Source organism: Rhodococcus sp. 06-221-2 (assembly GCF_002258365.1).
Classification (GTDB): Bacteria; Actinomycetota; Actinomycetes; order Mycobacteriales; family Mycobacteriaceae; genus Rhodococcoides; species Rhodococcoides fascians.
In genome coordinates this window covers 144,131-169,087 of sequence record NZ_NOYJ01000020.1, presented here as the reverse complement: position 1 = coordinate 169,087, position 24,957 = coordinate 144,131, and the positions used below count along the sequence as shown (strand labels likewise).

The following is a 24,957-nucleotide window of genomic DNA, read 5'->3' as shown; positions in this document are numbered from 1 at the left end:
GGGGACCGTTCAGGTTCCCCAACAGATGGGTTTCTGCCATGTCGGACAAATCGCCCCGCAACACGATGACCAAGAAATCCGGCAAATCACTCAAGGACAAGCGCGCCGACAAGCGAGCGAAGTCGAGTGGAGACACCAGCAACGACATCATCACCTCCGCCGTCAAGAAGAAGTAGCCGGTCGTCGTCGACGGGACCGGCCCCGGTCGCACCCGTCGACAGCGGCTGTATCCTTGCCTGTGAGCTGGGTTACAACGATGTGGACAGGTCACGGAGGAAGCGTCGAATGGCAAGCCGATCGGACAGTGGCGGCAACCCCTGGGTCGCAGTGCGCCCCGGTGAGGATGTCACTGTGCTGGCGCGCCAAATGTCCAGTGCCCATCAATCTTTCGTCGACGACATCCGTACACACGGCTCGGCGGTGCGGTCCGTCGTACTCGACTCGTGGATGCGAAGTAGAACCAAGGGTGTCGACCCGGACGGCGGTAGTCAGGCACCGGCCCTGAGTGGGCCGGACCTCGACCGCTACCGCAACGGGCATCCGATGGCACTCATCCGCCCGGTGATTCGCAAACTGCTCGTCGAGGACGCCTCCGACACCGGTCTGCTCGTCGCAATCTCGGACGCGGAGGGCCGCCTGTTGTGGGTCGAGGGCGATTCCTCGGCCAAGGACCGCGCGCTGACGATGGATTTCGCCGAAGGTGTCGACTGGAGCGAGGAGAGCAAGGGGACCAACGCGCCGGGAACGGCACTCGCCGTCGATCACAGCGTGCAGATCTTCGCGTCCGAGCACTTCTCGCGATCGGTCCACGAATGGAGTTGCTCGGCAGCACCGGTGCATCACCCCACCAGCGGCCACATCCTCGGAGCCATCGACATCACCGGCGGGCCGCGGGTGGCCGTACCCGAGGTGCTCTCGCTGGTGCGGGCCACCGTCGCAGCCGCCGAGTCCGAATTACGCCTGCACCTGTTGAACTCACCGAAATCGTTGGGCGATACCGCTCCTCGTCTCGAGGTCCTCGGATCCGGCCGGCCCGGAGTGGTACGCGGCTCGGGTCGAACGCCTCTCTCACAGCGGCACGCCGAGATTCTCCTGTTGCTCGGCGATCATCCGGAGGGGCTCAGTTCGGACCATCTCGCCGTCCTGCTCGACGAGCAGGAACTCGATTCGGTGACCATCCGCGCAGAGATGTCGCGGCTGCGTAAGTCTTTCGGTACCGCAGGCCTCGCATCCCGGCCGTACCGATTGGTCGGCGAGTTGTCCTCCGATGTCGGCGACATCCGACGTGCCCTGGACCGCGGCGACGTCGAGGCGGCTCTGCGGATCTACACCGGACCGGTGTTGCCCGGCTCGTCCGCACCCGGCATCGAGGAGATTCGCGAAGAATTGCGGTCTCGTATGCAGGCTGCACTGTTGCGGCTGGGGGATCCGGTGTTGCTCGCCCAGTGGACCTCCTCTATTCACGGTCGATCCGACGTGATCGCATGGGAGGCCTATCGCGCCACGCTGAGCCGCGATTCCGCACTCTACGGCCAGGTCAGCGCACGTATCGACCTGCTCGACCGCGATCTCGGAGTCTGACGCACCCGTCGCGGCGGTGCCGTCGGAGTGACGGCAACGTAGTTGCAACGTTGCACCCCCTAGTGTCCTGAATCACACACCGCATCAGCAGTGCAGCACGTGTCGATCAGGAGGATTTTCAATGTCCGTCTATGCCCGTCCAGGTACCGCCGATTCCGTCATGTCGTTCCAGTCGCGCTACGACAACTGGATCGGCGGCGAATGGGTGCCACCGGTCAAGGGCCAGTACTTCGAGAACCCGACTCCGGTCACCGGTGAGAACTTCTGCGAGGTCGCCCGTTCCACGTCCGAGGACATCGAACTCGCCCTCGATGCCGCGCACGCCGCCGCTCCCGCCTGGGGCAAGACGTCCGCGGCCGAACGCGCCGTGATCCTCAACAAGATCGCCGACCGCATCGCCGAGAACCTCGAGTCGATCGCTCTGGCCGAGTCCTGGGACAACGGCAAGCCGATCCGCGAGACCCTCAACGCCGACATCCCCCTCGCGGTGGATCACTTCCGGTACTTCGCCGGCTGCATCCGTGCGCAGGAAGGCTCACTGTCCGAGATCGACAGCGACACCGTCGCTTACCACTTCCACGAGCCGCTGGGCGTCGTCGGACAGATCATTCCGTGGAACTTCCCCATTCTCATGGCCGTCTGGAAGCTCGCGCCCGCGCTCGCTGCCGGTAACGCCGTGGTGCTCAAGCCCGCCGAGCAGACTCCCGCCTCGATCCTGCACCTGATCTCGATCATCGGCGACCTCCTGCCCCCGGGCGTGATCAACATCGTCAACGGATTCGGTGTGGAGGCAGGAAAGCCGCTGGCGTCGAGCCCGCGCATCGCCAAGATCGCCTTCACCGGCGAGACCACCACCGGCCGCCTGATCATGCAGTACGCGTCGCAGAACCTGATCCCGGTCACGCTCGAACTCGGTGGCAAGAGCCCCAACGTCTTTTTCTCCGACGTGCTCCAGGCCAACGACGACTACCAGGACAAGGCCCTCGAAGGCTTCACGATGTTCGCCCTGAACCAGGGCGAGGTGTGCACCTGCCCGTCGCGTTCGTTGATCCAGGCTGACATCTTCGACGAGTTCCTCGCACTGGCCGCGATCCGCACGAAGGCTGTGCGGCAGGGTGATCCGCTCGACACCGAGACCATGATCGGTGCCCAGGCGTCCAACGATCAGCTCGAGAAGATCCTCTCGTACATCGAGATCGGCAAGGGCGAGGGCGCACAGGTCGTCACCGGCGGCGAACGCGCACAGCTCGGCGGCGACCTCAACGGTGGTTACTACGTGCAGCCGACGATCTTCACGGGCAAGAACGACATGCGCATCTTCCAGGAAGAGATCTTCGGACCGGTCGTGTCGGTGACGTCGTTCAAGGACTACGACGACGCCATCGACATCGCCAACGACACCCTCTACGGACTGGGCGCAGGCGTCTGGTCCCGCGACGGCGGCGTTGCCTACCGGGCGGGCCGCGACATCAAGGCCGGCCGAGTGTGGACCAACACCTACCACCAGTACCCCGCGCACGCCGCGTTCGGCGGCTACAAGCAGTCGGGTATCGGTCGCGAAAACCACAAGATGATGCTCGATCACTACCAGCAGACCAAGAACCTGCTCGTGAGCTACGCCCAGAAGGCGCAGGGCTTCTTCTGATGGAGAACGCTCGGCCGCCCGCGCGGCTGAAGACAACCGCCGAGGCGATGGATCTTCTCCGTCGCCTCGGCGGTATCCACGGCGAACTGATGATGCATCAGTCCGGCGGATGCTGTGACGGCTCGTCGCCGATGTGTTATCCCGCAGGCGAATTCATCGTCGGCGATCGCGACGTTCTGCTCGGGTACATCGACCTCAGGCTCGGAGTGGGCGAGATCGCCCAGGACCTCCCCGAGGGTGTCGACGGCGTACCGGTGTGGATCTCGGGTTCGCAGTTCCAAGCGTGGAAACACACCCAACTCGTACTCGACGTGGTGCCGGGCCGCGGCGGCGGATTCTCGCTCGAATCGCCCGAAGGCGTGCGGTTCCTGAGCCGTGGGCGCGCGTACACCCCGGAGGAGAACGAACTTCTCGCCGCGCATCCACCTCTCGTCGGAGTCGACTGGGAAGAGGGCCGACGACCGCCGGTACCCGACGACCCACTCGTGGTCGCCGAGGCCGTCGACGCCTGTCCTGTGCCGGGAATGCTCCAGGGCTGAGTGCCTACGGCAGTGGTGCGGCTCCGCTTCCGGGTCGTTCCGCGGGCTATACTCCCGTGTGCCCCAGGCGGCACATAGCCGCACCACTGCGCGCAGCGCATACAGTGCGAACGATGAAGAGCTCATCGAAAACCGACGCGGCCGACGGCGGCGACAGCCTGCGCACCGTGGTGATCGCGTTCGTCGCCAACCTCGGTGTGGCCATCGCCAAGACGTTCGCGGCGGTGTTCACCGGGTCCGCGTCGATGGTCGCCGAGGCCGCCCACTCCTGGGCCGATACCGGTAACGAGATCTTCCTGCTCGTCGCCAATCGCCGCGGGGCGCGCGGCCCCGACGATCGGCGCCCGCTCGGGTACGGCCGGGAGACGTACTTCTGGTCGACGCTCGCGGCCATCGGCTTGTTCGTCGCCGGTGCGGCGGTCTCGGTGTGGCACGGCATCACCTCGTTGCTTGCCGGTGAGTCGAGCAGTGAGAACTACCTCGTCGCCTACGTCGTGCTCGCCATCGCGTTTCTGCTCGAGGGCGTGTCCTTCCTCCAGTCGGTACGGCAAATACGCGGCGAGGCAGCGCAATACGACAAGGACTTTCTCGATTACGCGTTGGAGACGTCGGATCCGACGCTGCGGGCAGTGTTCGCGGAGGACAGCGCGGCTCTGATCGGCATCGTGATCGCCGGTGCGGGAATCGGTTTGCACCAGCTCACCGGTTCGGCGGCGTTCGACGCCATCGGCTCGATTCTGGTGGGCGTTCTACTCGGGATCGTGGCGTTCGTGCTGATCGATCGAAACCGCCGATTCCTCACCGGCGAACCAGGATCGCGAGCATTATGGAACGCGGTAGTGCAGCGCATCGAGCTACTCCCCGAGGTGGCGTCGGTCCGGTTCGTTCGCATCGAGTTCGTCGGTCCCAAACAGATCTACGTGGTGGCGAGTGTCGATCTCGTCGGTGACTTCGCAGAGTCACGCATCGCGCACACGCTCCGGCGGCTGGAGCGTGAGCTGGAAACCAACAGAGCTGTGGTGGACGCAGTACTGACAGTCGCAGAACCGGACGAGGGAGATATCGGTGACGTGAATGCGGTTGCACAGCAGCCGTAATTCGCCCGTCATTCACCGATGACACCCCGCTTACATCACGGACCTATCGTGAACCGGTTCGCGCGCCCCACACACCCGAATGGGCGTCCCCTCGCGAGGGACCTGGTACGAGAGGCTTGCAATGTCCGTGAAAGATCCACAGTCGCCTCACCCGAAATCCGGCTCCTACGAGGGCACACAGTCGCACGTCGAGGGCGGTGACTACCTGGCCAAGAGAACCTTGAAGAAGGGGACCGCCGGGTGGGTACTTCTCGCGGGCCTCGGTGTCAGCTACGTCATCTCCGGTGACTACTCGGGCTGGAACCTCGGTCTCGCCGAAGGCGGCTTCGGTGGTCTGCTCATCGCGGCGATCATCATCGCGGGCATGTACCTGGCCATGGTCCTCGGAATGGCCGAGATGTCCTCGGCACTGCCCGCTGCGGGCGGCGGCTACACCTTCGCCCGCCGTGCTCTCGGACCGTGGGGCGGGTTCGCCACCGGCACAGCCATTCTCATCGAGTACGCCATCGCTCCCGCCGCCATCGCCACGTTCATCGGCGCGTACGTGGAATCGCTCGGACTGTTCGGGATCACCGACGGGTGGTGGGTGTACCTGGTGGTCTATGCCGTGTTCATCGGAATTCACCTCTCCGGCGCAGGCGAAGCCCTCAAGATCATGTTCGTCATCACCGCGATCGCCTTGGTCGGACTCATCGTGTTCGCCATCGCTGCCCTCGGACAATTCGATGCGAGCAACCTGACCGACATCGCGCCGACCGACGCAGCCGGAGCCTCGGGATTCCTGCCGTTCGGCTACCTCGGCATCTGGGCGGCTGTGCCGTTCGCCATCTGGTTCTTCCTCGCCATCGAGGGCGTGCCGCTGGCCGCCGAGGAGGCCAAGGATCCGACCAAGAACGTCCCGCGCGGCATCATCGCCGCCATGGGCGTACTGCTCGTCACCGGTGCCGTCGTGCTGTTCCTGGTGACCGGAGCCGGCGGGGCCGACGCCGTCAAGGAATCGGGAAACCCGTTGGTGGAGGCGCTCGGTGACGGAATTGCGAGCAAGATCGTCAACTACATCGGCCTGGCCGGACTGGTCGCGTCCTTCTTCTCGATCATGTACGCGTACTCGCGTCAGCTCTTCGCGCTGTCCCGTGCCGGCTACCTGCCGAAGACGCTGTCCATCACCAACTCTCGCAAAGCCCCTACGCTCGCGCTGATCGTGCCCGGCGTCATCGGATTCCTGCTCTCGCTGACCGGTCAGGGCGGAATGTTGCTGAACATGGCCGTGTTCGGTGCGGCACTGAGCTACGTTCTGATGATGGTCAGCCACATCGTGCTTCGCCGCAACGAGCCGAACATGGAACGGCCGTACCGAACCCCCGGGGGCGTTGTGACCACCGGATTCGCGTTGATCATCGCGGCACTCGCCGTCGTCGCCACCTTCGTCGTCGATTCCACTGCGGCACTGTGGTGTCTGGCAGTGTTCGTCGCGTTCATGGCCTACTTCGGCATCTACAGCAGACATCATCTGGTCGCCAACTCGCCCGACGAGGAGTTCGCCGCACTGGCCGAGGCCGAGGCCGAACTGGAATGACGATCTACACCCAGCAGGTATCCGGGACCACTTACACGTTCGACGGTCTGGTCGACCTGATGGCCAAAGCGACACCGCTGCGATCGGGTGACGAATTGGCCGGCTGCGCGGCCGAATCCGATGCCGAACGGGCTGCCGCGCAGTGGGCGTTGTCCGAGGTCTCTCTCGATGTCTTCCTGCACGATCTGCTCGTTCCGTACGAAACCGACGAGGTCACCAGGCTCATCATCGATTCTCACGACCGCATCGCGTTCGGGGCCGTCTCACACCTCACCGTGGGAGGTCTTCGGGATTGGTTGCTGCAGGTGACCGCGGGGCCCGATGCGGCCGCGACACTGCGATCGGTCGCGGCCGGATTGACACCCGAGATGGTCGCGGCGGTCAGCAAGATCATGCGGAACCAGGATTTGATCGCGGTCTCTCGGGCCGCGCAAGTGACGTCGGCGTTCCGGACGACGATCGGCCTACCCGGAACTCTCACCACGCGTCTGCAACCCAACCACCCGACTGACGACCCGCGTGGCATCGCCGCGGCCACACTCGACGGGCTGCTCCTCGGGTCGGGTGACGCGGTCATCGGGATCAATCCCGCGACCGACTCACCTCAGGCCACCGCCGACCTGCTGCATCTGCTCGACGAGATTCGGCAGCGATTCGAGATCCCGACGCAGTCCTGTGTGCTCTCGCACGTGACGACGACGATGGAATTGATCGACAAAGGAGTTCCGGTCGATCTGGTGTTCCAGTCCATCGCGGGTACCGAGGGCGCCAATTCCAGCTTCGGCGTGAACATTTCGTTGCTCCGTGAGGCCAACGAGGCGGGTAGATCGCTGCACCGCGGAACCGTCGGGAACAACGTCATGTATCTCGAGACGGGCCAGGGTTCGGCGCTGTCGGCAGGCGCGCACATCGGTACAGGCGACCGGCCCGTCGATCAGCAGACCCTCGAGACGCGTGCGTACGCGGTGGCCCGTGATCTCGAGCCGCTGCTGATCAACACCGTGGTCGGATTCATCGGGCCCGAGTACCTGTACGACGGCAAGCAGATCATCAGGGCAGGCCTCGAAGACCACTTCTGCGGCAAGCTCCTCGGACTACCGATGGGAGTGGACGTCTGCTACACCAATCACGCCGAGGCCGATCAGGACGACATGGACACGCTGCTCACGCTGTTGGGTGCGGCCGGCGTCGCATTCGTCATTGCAGTGCCGGGAGCCGATGACGTCATGCTCGGCTACCAGTCCCTGAGCTTCCACGATGTGCTCTATGTGCGACAGGTCCTCGGTCTGCGGCCCGCACCGGAATTCGAGTCCTGGCTCTCGCGGCTGGGGATGGCGGACGCCGACGGCCGAGTCCTCGACGTCGATGCCGCGGGATCGCCGCTGCGGGCCTTGATGAGTGCGCGATGAGCACGCCCGCGGAACGACCGGATTTGGGAGTGGAGCCTGCGGAACGACCGGAAGCAGAGTTCTGGGGTGAGTTGCGGGCGAGTACCCAAGCTCGGATCGGTCTGGGGCGTATCGGCGATTCGTTGCCGACGACGCGGGTGCTCGAGTTTCGCTCGGCGCACGCCGCGGCCCGGGATGCGGTGCACATGCCACTCGAGGTCGACGAGTTCGTGCGTCGGGTGGAGCAGGTGGGGCTCGGTACACCCTCGGTGGTGACGTCGTTGGCGACGAGCCGGGCCGAGTATCTGCGTCGTCCGGACCTGGGTCGTCAGCCGAAGGATTTGTCGGCGATTGCACATTCGGAGGACGAGATAGGCATCGTGCTGAGCGACGGATTGTCTCCCCGTGCCCTGGCGGATCACGGTGTCGCCATGGTGGAAGCGTTGAAAACCGAACTTGCCGAGCGGTATTCGATTGCTGCACCGGTCGTTGCGACCGAGGCCCGAGTGGCGCTCGGTGATCACATCGCGGCGGCGATGGGCGTGCGGACGGTACTGGTTCTCATCGGGGAGCGGCCGGGCCTGTCCGTCGCGGACAGTCTCGGTATCTACTTGACGCACCTTCCCAAGCCCGGCCGTACCGACGCCGATCGCAACTGCATCTCCAACATCCACCCGCCCGAGGGGCAGGGGTACGCGCAGTCGGCCCGCATCGTGGCAGGTCTGCTGGCCGGAGCCAGGAAGCTCGGACGGTCCGGCGTCGCGCTCAAGGACACGTCGCGCGCCGAGGTGCTCGAGGCTGCGGACGTCATCACGCTGGAGTAGGACCCCCATTCGGGGGTGGCCGGCCGTGACCGGCGTCACTACCGTGAGGCTCATGGACAGTTACGCCCGCGGCGATTCGGACACAGCGATACTCGACGACACGATCGGCCGAAACCTGCATCGCACCGTCGAGCGGCACGCCGAACGCGATGCCCTCGTCGATGTCGCGTCGGGCAGGCGGTGGACCTACTCGGAGTTCGCGGCGGACGTCGAGTTGTTGGCGGCGGGGCTTCTCGTGGCCGGAGTACAAGTAGGCGATCGAGTAGGGATCTGGGCACCGAACTGCCCCGAATGGACGCTGGCGCAATATGCGACGGCGGAGATCGGGGCAATTCTGGTCAACATCAATCCGGCGTACCGCTCGCACGAGCTGCAGTTCGTGCTGAGACAGGCGGGTGTCTCGGTGCTGTTGTCGGCCACCGAGTTCAAAGGGTCCGACTACACGGCCATGATCGACGACGTGCGACCGGAAGTGACAACTCTGCGCGAGGTCCTCTTCATCGGAAGCATTCAGTGGGAAGCGATGACCGATCGAGGGCACCGAGCGTTGGCGAAGACTCCGCGGATGGTCGCCGACGTGTCGAGCACACTCCGCCCGGACGACGCGATCAACATCCAATACACATCGGGTACAACGGGTTTCCCGAAAGGTGCGACGCTCAGTCACCGCAACATACTGAACAACGGCTTCTTCGTCGGCGAGCTCTGCCATTACACCGAGAACGACAGGGTCTGCATTCCGGTGCCGTTCTACCATTGCTTCGGCATGGTGATGGGCAATCTCGCGTGCACGTCGCACGGAGCAACGATGGTCATCCCCGGTCCGGCGTTCGACCCGGTGGCGACCTTGACGGCCGTGGCCGATGAGAAGTGCACCTCGCTCTACGGCGTACCGACCATGTTCATCGCCGAGTTGGCACTGGAGAACATCGGCGAATTCGATCTGAGCAGCCTCCGTACCGGAATCATGGCCGGATCACCCTGTCCCACCGAGGTGATGAAGCAGGTCATCGAACGCATGGGAATGGCAGAGGTGTCCATCTGCTACGGCATGACCGAGACGTCGCCGGTATCGCTGCAGACTCGCAGCGACGACTCGATCGAGCAGCGAGTGTCCACTGTCGGTCGTGTGGGTCCGCATCTCGAAGTGAAGATCGTCGACCCCGTTCTCGGTGAGACACTGCCGCGAGGCGAGGCGGGTGAACTGTGCACCCGTGGCTACTCGGTGATGATCGGTTACTGGGAGCAGCCCGACAAGACCGCGGAGGCCATCGATAGCGACGGGTGGATGCACACCGGCGACATCGGAGTCATGGACGGTGACGGCTACGTCGCGATCACCGGGCGCATCAAGGACATGGTGATTCGCGGCGGCGAGAACATCTATCCCCGCGAGGTCGAGGAATTTCTCTACACCCACCCCGACATCCTCGACGCTCAGGTCATCGGTGTTCCCGACGAGAAGTACGGCGAGGAGTTGATGGCGTGGATACAGCTCAGAGACGGTGCCGCACCACTGGATTCGGACGCGGTGCGGCAGTTCTGCAACGGTCGCCTCGCGCATTACAAGATTCCGCGCTACGTGCACGTCGTCGACGAGTTCCCGATGACCGTCACCGGCAAGGTGCGCAAGGTCGAGATGCGTGAACGCTCGCTCGGATTGATCTGAACCCAGCCGTTGGGCTGACATACTGACGTCCATGACCAGTGCGCTGTGGACGCCCACCGATACCGATGTCGAGCACGCTCGGGTCACCGAGTTCACCCGGTTCGTCGAGGAGCGCCACGAGGTGACGCTGCCCGACTACGCAGCGTTGTGGCGGTGGTCGATCGACGACATCGAATCGTTCTGGACAGCGGTGTGGGACTACTTCGACATTCGCTCCACCATCGAGCCGGAGTCGGTGCTCGAGGGCCACGGTATGCCGGGGGCGCAGTGGTTCCCGGGTGCCGAGCTGAATTACGTCGATCAGGTCGTCCGGCACGCTCGAGGAGATCGAGCCGCCATCGTTCATGCCTCCGAGGACGGTTCGACGCGGACCGTCACGTGGTCCGAGATGATCGCCCAGGCCGGTGCGTTGGCGGGCACCCTGTCCGACGCGGGCGTCCGGCGAGGCGACCGCGTCGTCGGGTACCTGCCGAACGTGCCCGAGGCGATCATCGCCTTCCTGGCGACAGCAAGTCTCGGCGCGGTATGGGCTGCGTGTGGGCAGGACTACTCGGCGGCGGCAGCGCTCGACAGACTGGGGCAGCTCGATCCCGCGGCGTTGATCACCGCGTCGGGGTACGTCTACGGAGGGGCCTTCCGCGACAAAGGTGCGGACGTCGACACCCTCGCTCAAGGACTGCCGACGGTTCGCACTGTGGTGACCATCGGCGACGCTGCCGGGACTGTGGGAACCGCGGCGACGTCGCTGAGCTGGGCGGACGCGACCGCGACACCACGCGAGCTCGCTCCGGTCGCAGTGCCGTTCGATCACCCGTTGTGGGTCGTGTTCTCGTCGGGGACGACGGGACGACCCAAGGGGATCGTGCACGGCCATGGTGGCGTGCTGCTCGAGCATCTCAAATCCGTTGCACTGCACTCGGATCTAGGACCCGACGATGTGTTCTTCTGGTACACGAGCCCGAGCTGGATGATGTGGAATTTCCAGGTGGCCGGTCTGCTCGTCGGTGCCACGATCGTGTCCACCGACGGAAATCCAGCGTTCCCGAGAACGGATGCGCTGTGGGGCATTGCGGCCGCGCAGGGTGTGACGTACCTCGGTACCAGCCCCGGGTACGTCCTCGCGTGCATCAAGGCGGACGCACACCCCGGTGCCGATCACGATCTCTCGAGCCTGCGCGCCATCGGGATCACCGGGTCTGCGATGCCCGCGACGTCGTCGATCTGGTTGTCGGAGAACGTCGGAGCCCACGTACCGGTGTTCTCGATCTCCGGTGGTACCGATGTGGTGTCGGCGTTCGCCGGGGGAGTGCGGACCGTGCCGGTCTGGGCGGGCGAGTTGTCGGTTCCGTTCCTGGGCGTTGCGCTCGACGCCTACGACGAGGCAGGCAACTCGGTGCACGGCGCAGTGGGCGAACTGGTCGTCACCGAACCGATGCCGTCCATGCCGGTGCGGTTCTGGAACGATCCCGACGGAACCCGTTATCGGGACGCGTATTTCGATACCTATCCGGGCATCTGGCGGCACGGCGACTGGATCACCGTGACCGAACGCGGCAGCGTCGTCGTGCACGGTCGTTCCGATGCGACGCTGAACCGCAACGGGATTCGAATGGGAAGCGCAGACATCTATCAGGCCGTCGAATCTCTCGACGAGGTCACCGAGGCCCTGGTGCTCGGCATGGAACAGCCCGACGGGGGATACTGGATGCCGCTGTTCGTGGTGGTCCCGGATGGGCTCACCGCGGAGCTACGCGAGCGCATCGTTGCCGTCATCAGGACTCAGGCGTCCCCGCGGCACGTTCCCGACGACATCGTCGCAGCGCCCGCGATCCCGCACACGCGGACCGGTAAAAAGCTCGAAGTGCCGCTCAAGAAAATGTTCCAAGGTGCTGCCGAGACAACTGCTCTCGACACCAGTGCCGTCGACGATCCGGAGGCGGTGCGGTGGTTCGCAGATCGCGCGGCGGAGTATCAGCGAGTCCAGCGCGCGAGGTAGGCCTTCTCCTCGGGCGCTATCCGGCGCAGAGTCTCCGCCCCGACGTCGACCATCGCCATGCGAGTGGTCGCCACCACCGCAGGCGGCGAAACCGGGGCCGCGCCCGCTGCCCGAACCTCGTAGCCGATGGTGAAATCGACCGCACGTACCTTCTCGAACCAGAGTGTGACGTCGAGCGGACCGTCCGAGTGCCGAAGCGGCTTCTTGTACGCGATGGTGACGTTCGCGATCAACGCACTCTTGATCAGGCTTTCGTTGGCCTCGCCCTCGCTGAGCAGCCATTCGATGCGCGCCTCTTCGAGCAGAGTGACCATCCGGGCGTGATTGATGTGCGCGAATGCGTCCATGTCCGACCACCGCACCGTGACGGTCGCGTGATATCCGACGGGGTCGATCCGATCTGTCTGCATCGCCACAGGCTCTGTCTTCATTGCTAGAGGATGGCATGCGCGCCTGCGTTGGGGGCGACGCTCTAGAGTCCCAGGAGTGATTATCGCCAATGTCGCACTGGATGATTCCGGCGTGCTCTTCGACATCGAACTCGTCGGCTCGACCATCGGGTCCATCACCCCGGCCGGTCGCGATCGCACCCGCGGCGTCGAGGTCGTCGACGGGGCGGGGGGAGTGGCCCTGCCGGGTTTCGTGGACAGTCATGTTCATCTGACGCAATGGGCAGCGGCGCGGCGGCGTATCGACGTCGGGCCGGCCTCGTCGGCGGCCGATGCCGCGGCACTGGTGTTCCCCTATGCGCGCACAGCAGGCGATTCCGTAGTGCGCGCCAACGGCTTTCGGGACGCGCAGTGGCCCGACGAACCACACAAGGATCTACTCGAGAATGCATTGCCCGGCGTCCGTGTGGCGTTGACGAGCATGGACCTGCACACGCTGTGGCTGAGTCCGGCGCTGCTGCGCGATCTCGGTATCGATCATCCCACCGGAGTGCTTCGTGACGTCGACGGTCTCGAGGCCGTCATGGCGCTGGAGGCATTGGAGGACCCGGCCGAGTTGGACCGAGCGGTGCTCGACGCCACCGCGGCACTGGCGGTCCGCGGAGTGACCGGCGTCGTCGATTTCGAGTTCGCCGACAACCGGACGGTCTGGGATCGACGCCTGTCGGCCGGATCTCCCGCAGTGCGCGTCGACACCACGGTGTGGCCGCAGTGGCTCGACGAAGCGCTCGATCGTGGGGAGCGCACCGGCGACGTCTCGGCCGTCTCGGACATGATTCGGCGCGGACCGCTGAAGGTCATGCTCGACGGCTCGCTGAACACCAGAACGGCCTGCTGTCACGATCGCTACCCGGGCGTCGACGGTGACAACGCCTACGGACTGTTGCTCGAGACCCACGACGGACTGTACGAGCTCGTCTCTCGCGCAGCTCGCGGCGGAATCACCTCTGCTGTCCATGCGATCGGTGACCGGGCGAACGGTGTTGCGCTCGATGCGTTCGAGCGGGCCGGTTGCGGAGGTCGTATCGAACACGCGCAGCAGCTCGTCCCCGAAGACATCGCACGCTTCGCGGCGCTGGGCGTTGCGGCGTCGGTGCAGCCGCAGCACGCCATGGCCGACCGCGACATCGCCGAGGATCTGTGGGCAGGTCGACGCTCGGTCGCCTACGGCTACGGGTCGCTCCATCGAAGCGGTGCCACGCTTCTCTTCGGCTCCGACGCTCCGGTGAGTCCACCGGAGCCATTGGCAGGCGTCGCGGCGGCGGTATTCCGAACCGACGACGACCGGCCGCCGTGGCATGCCGAGGAATCGGTTCCTCTCGGCGCGGCACTGCAGGCGGCGAGCGGCGACCGCGCTGCGCTCCGCGCAGGGGACGTCGCGGACATCGTCGTTCTCGAGGAGCACCCGGTGCATCGCTCGGCGCACGATCTGGCCGACACGGAGGTGCGGGCCACGATCTGTGCCGGTCTGCTCACCCACGTCGGCCCGGCATAGCATCGTCGATCGGGCGGCACGTCCTGGCCGAGTTCGTCGGTGACGTGAACCTGTCGGTCCGGCCGAGTAGCGTGACGTCGATGACGTCTTTCACCGATCCACGCGTGCGAGAGTTTCTGTCGGCAGGTACCCGCACCGGAAAGGTCGGCTACCTCGCTTCCGACGGACGGCCCCTGGTCGCCCCGATCTGGTTCGTCGTCGAGGACGATTCCATCGTGTTCAACACCGGAGCCGATACCGCCAAGGGGCGAGCGATCCGCAGGGACCCTCGGATCGTGTTGACCGTCGATCTCGAAGAGCCGCCGTACGGGTTCGTGCAGGTGCAGGGCGTTGCCTCGATCGACGAGGATCCCCGAGAACTGGTGCGCACGGCCACCGAGATCGGAGCGCGGTACATGGGCCGCGACAGAGGGGAGGAGTTCGGCAGACGCAATGGAGTTCCGGGCGAATTGATCGTTCGTTTGGTACCTACCAAGGTGATTGCCGCTTTCGACATGACGGCGTGACAACCGACGAACTCGGCGCGTGCGGGCCTGTAGATTGGCCGGGTGCCGAATCCAGCCACCGGTTCTGCACGTACGGGGGCGGGTGCTCTCGACGCGTGCTGGGCATGTAACGGTCCGGCCCATCTCGACGGATAAGTACTGAAAGGTAACTTCCGAGTTGTTCATGGTGAGAAAATAGAGATCGACGTAGTCAGCTTGCTCGATGTGTTCGGTGCCCATCGTTGTCCGCCGCTTCGGCGGCCGGTGGGGGCGCGTGTGATTGTGGGAAAGAGAGGAATCGATTGGACCCGCTAGGTGTGGAAGGTGCTGGAGACGACGACACGGGAGTCGACAGTCGGCAGCATCCCTCGTTCCCACTGTCACCGGCCCAATTGGGGATGTGGTTCGCGCAGCACGTGGACCCCTCGGTACCCGCCAACATCGCGCAGTACGTCGAACTGCGCGGTGATCTCGACGTCGAACTGTTGCGGCGCGCATCGTCGCGCGCAGCCCTCGAACTGCAGTCCGGTTTCGTCCGTATCACCGAGATCGACGCGGAGCCACGACAGATCGTCGACCCCACCCTGGACGACTCGCTCGGACTGGTGGATCTGCGCGGCGAGAACGACCCCCGCGCGGCCGCCCTCGAGTGGATGCACGCCGATTACAGCGCTCCGATCGACATTCTTCGCGATCGACTGATCGCCGCCACCGTCCTGCGTATCGAGGACGACGTCTGGTTCTGGTACGAGCGCGTGCACCACGTCGTTCTCGACGGCTTCGGTGCCGTGACCTTCATGAACCGCGCTGCGGAGTTGTACACGTCCGAGGTCGAGGGCACCGAACCGACGAAGAACCTGGCCTCGGATCTGACCAAGGTCTACGACATCGAGATGTCCTACCGCGATTCGAGCCGCTTTCAGGCCGATCGCGAGTACTGGGCGTCGCGGATCGACGGAATCGACGGAGTCACCACCCTCGCCGGGCACACCGCTCCGCCGGCCCCGAAGAGTCAGATCGACAGCACCGCTCTGTCTGCCGACACGATGAGCAGTCTCGATGCCCTGCGCGTCGAGACCGACACGACGATGGCGACCATCGTCATCGCCGCGTTCGCGGCGTATCTGGCCCAGATGACCGGCCGCGAGGACGTCGTGCTGTCACTGCCGGTGACCGCGCGAACCACCGCGGTACTGCGCCGCTCCGGCGGCATGGTGTCCAACGTGGTGCCGCTGCGGTTCGACGTCTCGGGCGACACCACCGTCGAAACGATGCTGGCGCGCGTCAACGCCGAGGTCTCCGGTGCACTGCGCCACCAGCGGTACCGGCACGAGGACATTCGCCGCGACGCAGGCGGCGCAAGCGGTCAAGCTGCGTTCTTCGGTCCCTGGGTCAACATCATGCTGTTCTTCGGCGAGGTGCGCCTGGGATCGATGGTCGGCGGGATCAACATCCTCTCCACCGGCCTCATCGAGGACTTCGGACTGAACCTCTACACGAGCGTCGCCGGGGCCACGACCCACATCGACTTCGAGTCCAACCCCAACCTGTACGGCCCCGATCAGTCCGGCCGCAATCACGAGCGGTTCGTCGACTTCCTCGGCCGTTTCGTGGCAGCAGCCCCGACGGACCTTGTCTGGGACCTGGCTCTGACCGACGGATCCGAGCGCGCACTGGTCGTCTCCGAGTGGAACCACACCGAACACGAGACGACGCCCAGCACTCTGCTCACCGCCTTCGAGGCTGCCGCGGCCGCTCGTCCCGACGCCACGGCTCTGGTGTACGAGGGCGACGTCCTGACTTACGGAGAACTGTCGGCGCGGGTGAACGGCCTCGCTCGCCATCTGATCGACATGGGCGTCGGCCCGGAGACCCTCGTCGGATTGTCCATTCGACGCTCGTTCGATCTCGTGGTCGGCATGTACGCCATCGTGGCGGCAGGCGGAGCGTGGGTACCGATCGACCCGGATCATCCTGCCGAACGCACGGCCTACATCCTCGACTCCGCGCAGCCTCGGTGCGTACTGATCTCGTCGCGTGACGACGTGTCGCTGCCCGAGGGCACCGACACGGTCGCCGTCGATCTGGTCGACCTGTCCGCCCGTTCGTCCGCTCCGGTCGACGACGCGGAACGGATTGCGCCGCTTCGTGTTTCGAACACCGCGTACGTCATCTACACCTCCGGCTCCACCGGCCGCCCGAAGGGCGTCGCCGTGGAGCATGCCGCCATCCACAATCAGATGGAGTGGATGCTGGCGGAGTATCCGATGGATACCACCGATGTCTATCTGCAGAAGACGGCGACGACGTTCGACGTCTCGCTGTGGGGTTTCTTCCTGCCGCTGCGAGTGGGCGCGACGATGGTGCTCGCCACCCCCGACGGGCACCGCGACTCGGTCTATGTGGCGAACAGGATCGCCGAGCATCGCGTCACGGTCACCGACTTCGTGCCCTCGATGCTGACCGTGTTCGTCGCCAACGCGCCGGCCAACACCTGTGCTTCGCTGCGTCATGTCTTCGTGATCGGCGAGGCGCTTCCGGTCGAGACGGCGGCAGCATTCCGATCCGTCTGCGCCGCGGGACTGCACAACCTCTACGGTCCCACCGAGGCTGCGGTCTCGGTGACGTACCACGAGAGCAGCCCACAGGACACGCGAACCGTCCCGATCGGTGTGCCCGAGTGGAACACCCGCGCCTTCGTACTGGACAGCCGGCTGCGACCCACTCCGGTGGGAGAAGCGGGCGAGCTCTACCTCGCGGGCGTTCAGCTGGCGCGGGGCTACGTGGGTCGCCCCGACCTGAGCTCGGATCGGTTCGTGGCCAACCCCTTCGGCGACGCCGGAGAGCGGATGTATCGCACCGGCGACCTCGTTCGGTGGCGCAGCGACGGAGTGCTGGACTACATCGGACGCACCGACTTCCAGGTGAAGTTCCGTGGCCAGCGCATCGAGCTGGGCGAGATCGAAACCGTCCTGCTCGCACACGAATCCATCTCGCAGGCAGTGACATTGGTCGTGCAGACGGTCACCGGCGACCAACTCGTCGCCTACGTCGTCGCCGGGCCGGGGAAGTCCATCGACTCCGCCGAGGCCATCGAATTCGCCGGGCATGCGCTGCCGTCCTACATGGTTCCCGCAGCAGTGGTCGTGCTCGATGCGCTGCCGCTCAACACCAGCGGAAAGCTCGATCGAAAAGCGTTGCCGGAGCCGGTGTTCACCAGCGCCAAGAAGTACCGAGCACCGCAGAGTCGCGCAGAATACGTCGTCGCCGGAATCTACGAGGACCTGCTCGGCGCGTCCAAGGTCGGTCTGGACGAGGACTTCTTCGAGCTCGGCGGCAACTCGCTGATCGCCACACAATTGGTGACACGAGTCGGCGGCGCACTCGGAGTACGCCTGGGAGTGCGCGAGCTGTTCGAGGCCCCCACCGTCGGCGCACTGGCTGCCCGGGCCGAGTCGGCTGCCGGCCGCGGATCCGACACCCCGATCCTCGAATCCCGGGAACGCCCCGAGCGCATCCCACTCTCGCCCGCACAGCAACGCATGTGGTTCCTCAACCGGTTCGATCCGGCCACTGCGGTGTACAACCTGCCGTTCTCGGTCCATCTGAGCGGTCCACTCGACGTGAGTGCCCTGTCGGCCGCATTCGCGGACGTCGTGGAACGACACGAGACGCTGCGCACGGTGTACCCGGAAGTGGACGGATCGCCCGAGCAGGTCGTGCTCAACGCGGCCAGGACACCGGCCACGATCACCCCGATCCGCATCGAACGGCACGAGCTCGGTGGCCGACTGCACGAGTTGGTGGCCAAGGGCTTCGACGTCACGATCGACACGCCGTTCCGAATCGCGCTGTTCGAGATGTCGCCCACCGAGTACGAACTGGCGATGGTCCTGCACCACATCGCTGCCGACGGAGCCTCCTTCGGACCGTTGGCGCGCGACGTCCTGCTGGCCTACTCGAGCCGGATACAGGGCCGCGCTCCCGAGTGGACGCCGCTCGAGGTCCAGTACGCCGACTACGCGCTCTGGCAGCGTGCGGTACTCGGTCCCGAAACCGATCCGCATTCGCTCGCTGCACGCGAAATCGCCTATTGGAGTGCCACACTCGAGGATCTACCCGATCAGCTGGCGCTGCCGTCGAGTAGGCCCCGCCCCGCCGTGTCGTCCAACGCAGGCAGCAAGCTGCGCATCGAGATTCCGGCCCGGTTGCACAGTGCTCTGGCCGATCTCGCCCGCGCGAACAACTCGTCGCTGTTCATGGTGATGCAGTCGGCGTACGCGCTGTTGCTGGCTCGACTGAGCGGCACCACCGACATCGCCATCGGCGCGCCGGTGGCCGGTCGCGGTGAGCCTGCACTCGACGACCTCGTCGGAATGTTCGTCAACACGTTGGTACTTCGTACCGATGTCGATCCGGCACTGTCGTTCGAGCAGCTGCTCGCTCGCGTCCGCGACACGGACCTGTCGGCGTTCGCGCATGCCGACGTTCCGTTCGAGCGCCTGGTCGAGGTTCTCAATCCGGTCCGCTCGACATCACGGCACCCGTTGTTCCAGGTGGCGCTCTCCCTGGAATCGGCCATGTCTCGTGAACTCACCGTCGGCGGGCTCCGCGCCGTGGCCGCCGAATTCGACGTCCCGATAGCGAAATTCGACCTCCAGCTCTGGCTCACCGAGCACCAGGTCGACGGAACTGCCGCGGGTATCGATGCGGTGTTCGAGTACGCGACCGATCTGTTCGACGCAGATCTGGTCGACAGTTTCGCGCGGCGCTTCCTCGGAATTCTGGACGCAGTCACCACCGACGCGTCGGTTCCGGTCGGCGACGTCGACATCGTGGACGCCGCCGAATACGAGTCCGTCGTGTCCACCTGGAACGTGTCCGGGCCGGACGTCTCTCGCGACGTGACGTTGATCGACCTGCTCGACGCTGCGGCCTCGGCACAGCCGGACGGAGTGGCCGTGCGCTTCGGCGACACGTCGCTGACGTACGCCGAGTTCGATGCTCGGACCAATCGCCTTGCCCGCGTACTGATCTCGCACGGCGTCGGCCCCGAGAGCCTCGTCGCGGTCGCCCTACCGAGGTCGGCGGAACTCGTCGTCGCGCTGGTCGCGGTGGTGAAGGCCGGTGGCGGTTACCTCCCCGTCGATCCGAGCTACCCGCTGGACCGCGTCGAGTACATGCTCGACGATGCGCGTCCGACATCGATTCTCTTCTCGGGAACGGACCCGATCGAACTGCCCGCGGACGTCGAATCTCGCATCGGCGCAACGTTCGTCGACATCGACACGGTCGATCTGTCGTCGATCTCGGACGCACCGGTGACCGACACCGATCGCATTCGCCCGCTTCGCCCCACCAACGTCGCCTACGTCATCTACACCTCGGGGTCGACCGGTCGCCCCAAGGGTGTTCTGGTGCCGCACCGCAACGTGGTTCGGCTGCTCGCGAACACCGATGCGGTCTACGGCTTCGGAGCCGACGACGTGTGGACGATGTTCCATTCCTACGCGTTCGACTTCTCGGTGTGGGAACTGTGGGGTCCGTTGCTGTACGGCGGCACTCTGGTGGTCGTCGACTACTTCACCTCGCGCTCACCCGAAGCGTTCCATCAGCTGCTCGTGGACGAACGAGTGACGGTGCTCAACCAGACTCCGTCGGCGTTCTACCAACTGTCCGAGGCCGATCGCACGGCGGCCTCGACCGGCGGCGAGCTGTCTCTGCGCTACGTGATCTTCGGCGGCGAGGCCCTCGAACAGCGTCGATTGAGCGGCTGGTTCGAGCGGCACGGCGATCGTGCACCGCAGCTGATCAACATGTACGGCATCACCGAGACCACGGTGCACGTGTCGTATCAGGCGCTGGGCTCCGCGTCCGTCGCAACGACCGCATCGGTGGTCGGCAAGCCGATCGCAGGGCTGCGCGTCTACGTTCTCGATACCCGGCTGCATCCGGTCCCGGTCGGGGTGCCCGGCGAGATGTACGTTGCCGGTGGACAATTGGCGCGCGGATACCTGGGACGCGCGCCGCTCACCGCGGTGCGGTTCGTGGCCGATCCGTTCGCCTCCGGCTCCGATGCCGGGTCGTTGCTGTACCGCACCGGCGATTTGGCGCAGTGGAACGCGTCGGGCGAGCTCGAATATCTGGGCCGCTCCGACGATCAGGTCAAGGTGCGCGGCTTCCGAATCGAGTTGGGCGAGGTCGAGGCCGCGGTCACCGCGCACCCCGCCGTCACCCAGGCCGCCGTCGTCGTCCGTGAGGATTCGCCCGGGGCGGCCCGGTTGGTCGCCTACGTGGTCTCGGCGGTGGCGAACGGTCGGCCGACCCTCGACCTCGAGGATTTGCGAACCGGTATCGCCGAACTGTTGCCGGAGTACATGGTTCCGTCGGCATTCGTTGCGCTGGAGACGATTCCGTTGACGGTCAACGGAAAGCTGGACCGGCGCGCACTGCCTGCGCCGGTGTTCGAGGTGCGAGATTTCCGCGCACCGACGACACCGATCGAAGAGATCGTCGCCGACGTCTTCGCCGAGGTTCTCGGCGTCGAGCGGGTAGGACTGGACGACGACTTCTTCGAGCTCGGCGGTAACTCGCTGATCGCCACCCAGGTGGTCTCGCGGCTCGGAGTGGCACTCGACGCCACCGTGCCGGTGCGCATGCTGTTCGAGGCGTCGACGGTTGCACTGCTCGCGGTGCGCGTCGAACAGGCGGCGGGGGAGGGCGGCCGGACTGCACTGGTCGCGACGGTCCGGCCGGAGCGCATCCCGTTGTCGCTTGCGCAGCAACGCATGTGGTTCCTCAACCGGTTCGACGTCGACTCCGCCGCATACAACATTCCGTTCGCGCTGAAGCTGACCGGCGACCTGGATGTCGCGGCACTGCAGGTCGCCATCATGGATGTGATCGACCGGCACGAGTCGCTGCGCACCGTCTATCCCGACACCGCGCACGGACCGCAGCAGTCCATTCTCGACGCCGCTCAGACGGTGCCGAACCTGATGCCGATTCCGACCTCGGCCGCCGACATTCAGCGACAGGTCTTCGCGCTCGCGTCGACGACGTTCGACGTGACCGTCAACGTTCCGATCCAGGCGCGACTGTTCGAGATCGGCCCACGCGAGCACGTGATCGCCATGGTGGTGCACCACATCTCGGCCGACGGCTGGTCGATGGGACCGCTGGCCCGAGACATCATGATCGCCTACGCCTCGCGCACCGCGTGGGAGAACCCGGCCTGGATGCCGTTGGAAGTGCAGTATGCCGACTACAGCCTGTGGCAGCGTTCGGTGCTGGGCTCCGAGGACGATCCGCAGTCGTTGATCTCCGGTCAGGTGAACTACTGGGCCGACATCCTCGCCGGCCTACCCGACCAGCTCGATCTGCCGACCGACCGGCCGCGCCCCAGTCGCCAGTCCTACCAGGGCTCCTCCATCGGATTCGACGTGCCTGCCGATGTGCACCAGGGCCTGTCCGCTCTGGCACATACCCACAACGCATCGCTGTTCATGGTCGTCCACGCCGCACTGGCCGTGCTTCTGGCCCGACTGTCGGGCACCGAGGACATCGCCATCGGTACTCCGGTCGCCGGCCGCGGTGACGCAGCGCTCGACGACGTCGTCGGCATGTTCGTCAACACGCTCGTTCTGCGCACCGACATCGACTCCGGACGCACGTTCTCCGAACAGATCGGCCGCGCGCGCGAAGTCGCGCTCGGAGCCTTCGGCCACGCCGATCTACCGTTCGAGCGTCTGGTCGAGGTCCTCAACCCGTCGCGGTCGCAAGCTCGACACCCGCTGTTCCAGGTCATGCTCTCGTTCGAGAACCTCACCCGAACACACGTCGACCTGCCGGGCCTGTCGGTGGACAGCGTCGCCCTCGATGCCGAAATCGCCAAGTTCGACCTGCAGCTCACCGTGACCGAGTCGATCGGACTGGACGGCCGCGGACAGGGCATGGCCGCCGAACTGACCTACGCGACAGACCTTTTCGATGCCGACACCGTTCGCGGGTTCGCCGACCGGTTCGTACGGATGCTCACGGCCGTGGTGGCCGATTCGTCGGTGGCCGTCGGAGACATCGATCTGCTCGACGACGGCGAGCACGACCGCGTGGTGGACGAATGGAACGACACCGAACACGAGGTCCCCGCCGACATCACTCTGGTGGACCTGTTCGACCGACAGGTCGCCCTGACCCCGGACGCAACTGCGCTGGTCTTCGAAGGTGAGCGGCTGACGTACGCCGAGTTCGATGCACGCGTCAACCGTCTTGCGCGCCATCTGGTCTCGCTGGGCGTCGGGCCCGACACGTTGGTCGGCCTCGCTATCGCCCGCAGCCTCGACCTGTTCGTCGGCATGTACGCGATCGTCAAGGCCGGGGCCGGATACGTGCCGATCGACCCGACCCAACCGGCGGATCGCAACGACTACATCGTGGCCACCGCGGCACCGATCCGGGTGTTGTCCACCGTGCGCGATCACGTCGAATTCCCCGACGTCGACACGATCGACATCGACACGCTCGATACTTCGAGCCTGTCGTCGGAACCGTTGCGCGACAACGACCGACGCGCCCCACTGCGTTCGCGGAACCTCGCGTACGTCATCTTCACGTCGGGTTCGACGGGCCGTCCCAAGGGTGTCGGGGTGTCGCACGACGCGATCGTCAACCGACTGCTGTGGATGCAGGGCGAATACGCCCTGACTCCACGCGACGTGGTGCTGCAGAAGACGCCGTCCACGTTCGACGTGTCGGTATGGGAGTTCTTCTGGGCGCTTCAGGTGGGTGCCTCGGTGGTGATCGCCGTTCCGGACGGTCACCGGGATCCCATCTACTTGCTCGATGTCATTGCGCGCGAACGTGTTTCGGTGGTGCACTTCGTGCCGTCGATGATGTCGGTGTTCGTACCCGAAGTCGAGCGGCGTCGCAGCGCGGGAGCCTCGCTCCGACTGATGTTCGCCTCCGGCGAGGCGCTACCGCCCACCACCGCTCGCGCACTGCGGCGTGCGGTCGCCTCGGTGGAACTGCACAACTTGTACGGACCGACCGAGGCGGCCGTGGACGTGACGTACCACGCGGTCACGGATTCGGACTCCGACGTCATGCCGATCGGTGCTCCGGTCTGGAACACTGCTGTCTACGTGCTGGATTCGCGACTGCATCCCACCCCGGTCGGTGTTGCAGGTGAGCTCTATCTCGCCGGCACCCAGCTCGCGCGCGGCTATGTGGGACGCCCCGACCTGACCGCGGACAGGTTCGTCGCTCACCCGTTCGCCGATGGCGGCGCGCGGCTGTACCGCACCGGCGACGTCGTGCGCTGGAATCGCGACGGCGAGCTCGAATACGTCGGACGTTCCGACTTCCAGGTCAAGTTGCGCGGCCTGCGCATCGAACTGGGTGAGATCGAAACGGCGCTGCTCGCCCAGCGGTCGGTCTCTCAAGCCGTAGTCGTGGTCCGCCGCGACCAACTCGTCGGATACGTGGTTCCTTCGGGGGTATCGGTCGACACCGGAGCCGTTCTGTCGGCGCTTCGCGGTCGTCTGGCGGAGTACATGGTGCCGTCGACACTGATAGTGCTGCCCGAGTTCCCGCTCGGCGCCAGCGGAAAGCTCGACCGAAAGGCGTTGCCCGACCCCGCATTCGAGGTCACCAAGTACCGCGAACCGACCAACGACATCGAACGCACCGTCGCCGAGGTGTACGCCCAGGTGCTGGGCGTCGAGCGCGTGGGTCTCGACGACGACTTCTTCGAGCTGGGCGGAAACTCGCTCATCGCAACGCAACTCGTGTCCCGACTCGGCGTCGCGCTGGACACTCGGATCGCCGTTCGCGAGCTGTTCGACGCGTCCTCGGTGGCCGACCTCGCAGCCAGACTGGGCACCCTGGTCGCCACCGGCAGCAGGCCGCCGCTGGTACCGCAGCAGCGTCCGCAGCACATTCCGCTGTCGCTGGCGCAACAGCGGATGTGGTTCCTCAACAAGTTCGACGTCGAATCGGCGGCCAACAACATCCCGATCGCCGTCCGGTTGTCCGGTCTGCTCGACCGCCGGGCCATGCAGATTGCGGTCGCGGACGTCGTCGCCAGGCACGAGTCTCTACGGACGGTGTTCCCGGAGACCGACGGCACGGCTCATCAGGTGATCGTCGACGCGCAGTCGGCCACACCGGAATTGACGCCGATCGAAATTTCCGCGCATCAGGTGGCCGATGCCAT

The 24,957-nt window shown here is 65.4% G+C and carries 13 protein-coding genes and 1 pseudogene; 13 read left to right on the top strand and 1 reads right to left on the bottom strand.

All coding sequences use genetic code 11. The features are described 5' to 3' along the window. Positions 1-38 precede the first annotated feature (38 nt). The 10 genes from CH281_RS26870 (at position 39) to CH281_RS11325 (ending at position 12,315) form a co-directional block, all read left to right on the top strand. Positions 39-176, top strand: a complete 138-nt coding sequence (locus tag CH281_RS26870; protein WP_167326762.1) for a hypothetical protein — start codon at positions 39-41, stop codon at positions 174-176. A 109-nt stretch (positions 177-285) separates the two neighbouring features. Next, the gene (locus tag CH281_RS11365) at positions 286-1,581 is read left to right on the top strand and encodes a transcriptional regulator (protein ID WP_027496283.1); all 1,296 of its coding nucleotides are present in this window, start codon (positions 286-288) and stop codon (positions 1,579-1,581) included. A gap of 121 nt (positions 1,582-1,702) precedes the next feature. Continuing rightward, complete coding sequence (exaC, locus tag CH281_RS11360) at positions 1,703-3,226, top strand: acetaldehyde dehydrogenase ExaC (RefSeq protein WP_027496284.1); 1,524 nt, start codon at positions 1,703-1,705, stop codon at positions 3,224-3,226. Continuing rightward, positions 3,226-3,765 (top strand): DUF779 domain-containing protein, encoded by a 540-nt coding sequence (locus CH281_RS11355; RefSeq protein ID WP_027496285.1) that lies wholly within the window; start codon positions 3,226-3,228, stop codon positions 3,763-3,765. The genes exaC and CH281_RS11355 overlap by 1 nt, the downstream gene beginning before the upstream one ends. Before the next feature lie 113 nt (positions 3,766-3,878). Continuing rightward, positions 3,879-4,862, top strand: coding sequence for a cation diffusion facilitator family transporter (locus CH281_RS11350; protein ID WP_027496286.1), 984 nt, complete (start codon positions 3,879-3,881; stop codon positions 4,860-4,862). Between the two features lie 121 nt (positions 4,863-4,983). Further along, positions 4,984-6,438 carry an ethanolamine permease gene (gene eat / locus CH281_RS11345; protein WP_032373903.1) on the top strand — a complete coding sequence of 485 codons (1,455 nt, stop codon included), beginning with the start codon at positions 4,984-4,986 and terminating at the stop codon, positions 6,436-6,438. Further along, entirely contained in the window at positions 6,435-7,847 is a 1,413-nt protein-coding gene (locus CH281_RS11340) for an ethanolamine ammonia-lyase subunit EutB (protein ID WP_032373902.1), read from the top strand. The genes eat and CH281_RS11340 overlap by 4 nt, the downstream gene beginning before the upstream one ends. After that, positions 7,844-8,650 carry an ethanolamine ammonia-lyase subunit EutC gene (gene eutC, locus CH281_RS11335; protein WP_045841996.1) on the top strand — a complete coding sequence of 269 codons (807 nt, stop codon included), beginning with the start codon at positions 7,844-7,846 and terminating at the stop codon, positions 8,648-8,650. Before CH281_RS11340 ends, eutC begins: the two co-directional genes overlap by 4 nt. Positions 8,651-8,702: 52 nt before the next feature. After that, positions 8,703-10,319 carry an AMP-binding protein gene (locus CH281_RS11330; RefSeq protein WP_179274178.1) on the top strand — a complete coding sequence of 539 codons (1,617 nt, stop codon included), beginning with the start codon at positions 8,703-8,705 and terminating at the stop codon, positions 10,317-10,319. 31 nt (positions 10,320-10,350) lie between these two features. Next, positions 10,351-12,315, top strand: a complete 1,965-nt coding sequence (locus tag CH281_RS11325; RefSeq protein WP_094694163.1) for an acetoacetate--CoA ligase — start codon at positions 10,351-10,353, stop codon at positions 12,313-12,315. Here CH281_RS11325 and CH281_RS11320 read toward each other — a convergent pair. Next, on the bottom strand, positions 12,291-12,746 hold the full coding sequence (locus tag CH281_RS11320) for an acyl-CoA thioesterase (protein WP_256983468.1): 456 nt from the start codon (positions 12,744-12,746) through the stop codon (positions 12,291-12,293). The two genes, CH281_RS11325 and CH281_RS11320, sit on opposite strands and share 25 nt — an antisense overlap. Positions 12,747-12,801: 55 nt before the next feature. On the opposite strand from CH281_RS11320, the gene CH281_RS11315 reads away from it, so the two are divergent. The 3 genes and pseudogenes from CH281_RS11315 to CH281_RS27515 all read left to right on the top strand — a co-directional run. Continuing rightward, the gene (locus CH281_RS11315; protein ID WP_094694161.1) at positions 12,802-14,259 is read left to right on the top strand and encodes an amidohydrolase; all 1,458 of its coding nucleotides are present in this window, start codon (positions 12,802-12,804) and stop codon (positions 14,257-14,259) included. Positions 14,260-14,339: 80 nt separating this feature from the next. After that, a complete protein-coding gene (locus CH281_RS11310; protein WP_027496298.1) occupies positions 14,340-14,765 on the top strand; it encodes a PPOX class F420-dependent oxidoreductase in 426 nt (141 codons plus the stop codon). 377 nt (positions 14,766-15,142) lie between these two features. Further along, positions 15,143-24,610: pseudogene (locus CH281_RS27515) on the top strand (amino acid adenylation domain-containing protein); the annotation flags it as partial. Positions 24,611-24,957 lie beyond the last annotated feature (347 nt).

Coding starts and splice junctions, on each gene's coding strand:
- CH281_RS26870 (WP_167326762.1), top strand. CDS start 39: ATGTCGGACAAATCGCCCCGCAACACGATGACCAAGAAATCCGGCAAA.
- eutC (WP_045841996.1), top strand. CDS start 7,844: ATGAGCACGCCCGCGGAACGACCGGATTTGGGAGTGGAGCCTGCGGAA.
- exaC (WP_027496284.1), top strand. CDS start 1,703: ATGTCCGTCTATGCCCGTCCAGGTACCGCCGATTCCGTCATGTCGTTC.
- CH281_RS11350 (WP_027496286.1), top strand. CDS start 3,879: ATGAAGAGCTCATCGAAAACCGACGCGGCCGACGGCGGCGACAGCCTG.
- CH281_RS11365 (WP_027496283.1), top strand. CDS start 286: ATGGCAAGCCGATCGGACAGTGGCGGCAACCCCTGGGTCGCAGTGCGC.
- CH281_RS11325 (WP_094694163.1), top strand. CDS start 10,351: ATGACCAGTGCGCTGTGGACGCCCACCGATACCGATGTCGAGCACGCT.
- CH281_RS11355 (WP_027496285.1), top strand. CDS start 3,226: ATGGAGAACGCTCGGCCGCCCGCGCGGCTGAAGACAACCGCCGAGGCG.
- CH281_RS11340 (WP_032373902.1), top strand. CDS start 6,435: ATGACGATCTACACCCAGCAGGTATCCGGGACCACTTACACGTTCGAC.
- eat (WP_032373903.1), top strand. CDS start 4,984: ATGTCCGTGAAAGATCCACAGTCGCCTCACCCGAAATCCGGCTCCTAC.
- CH281_RS11310 (WP_027496298.1), top strand. CDS start 14,340: ATGACGTCTTTCACCGATCCACGCGTGCGAGAGTTTCTGTCGGCAGGT.
- CH281_RS11320 (WP_256983468.1), bottom strand. CDS start 12,746: ATGAAGACAGAGCCTGTGGCGATGCAGACAGATCGGATCGACCCCGTC.
- CH281_RS11330 (WP_179274178.1), top strand. CDS start 8,703: ATGGACAGTTACGCCCGCGGCGATTCGGACACAGCGATACTCGACGAC.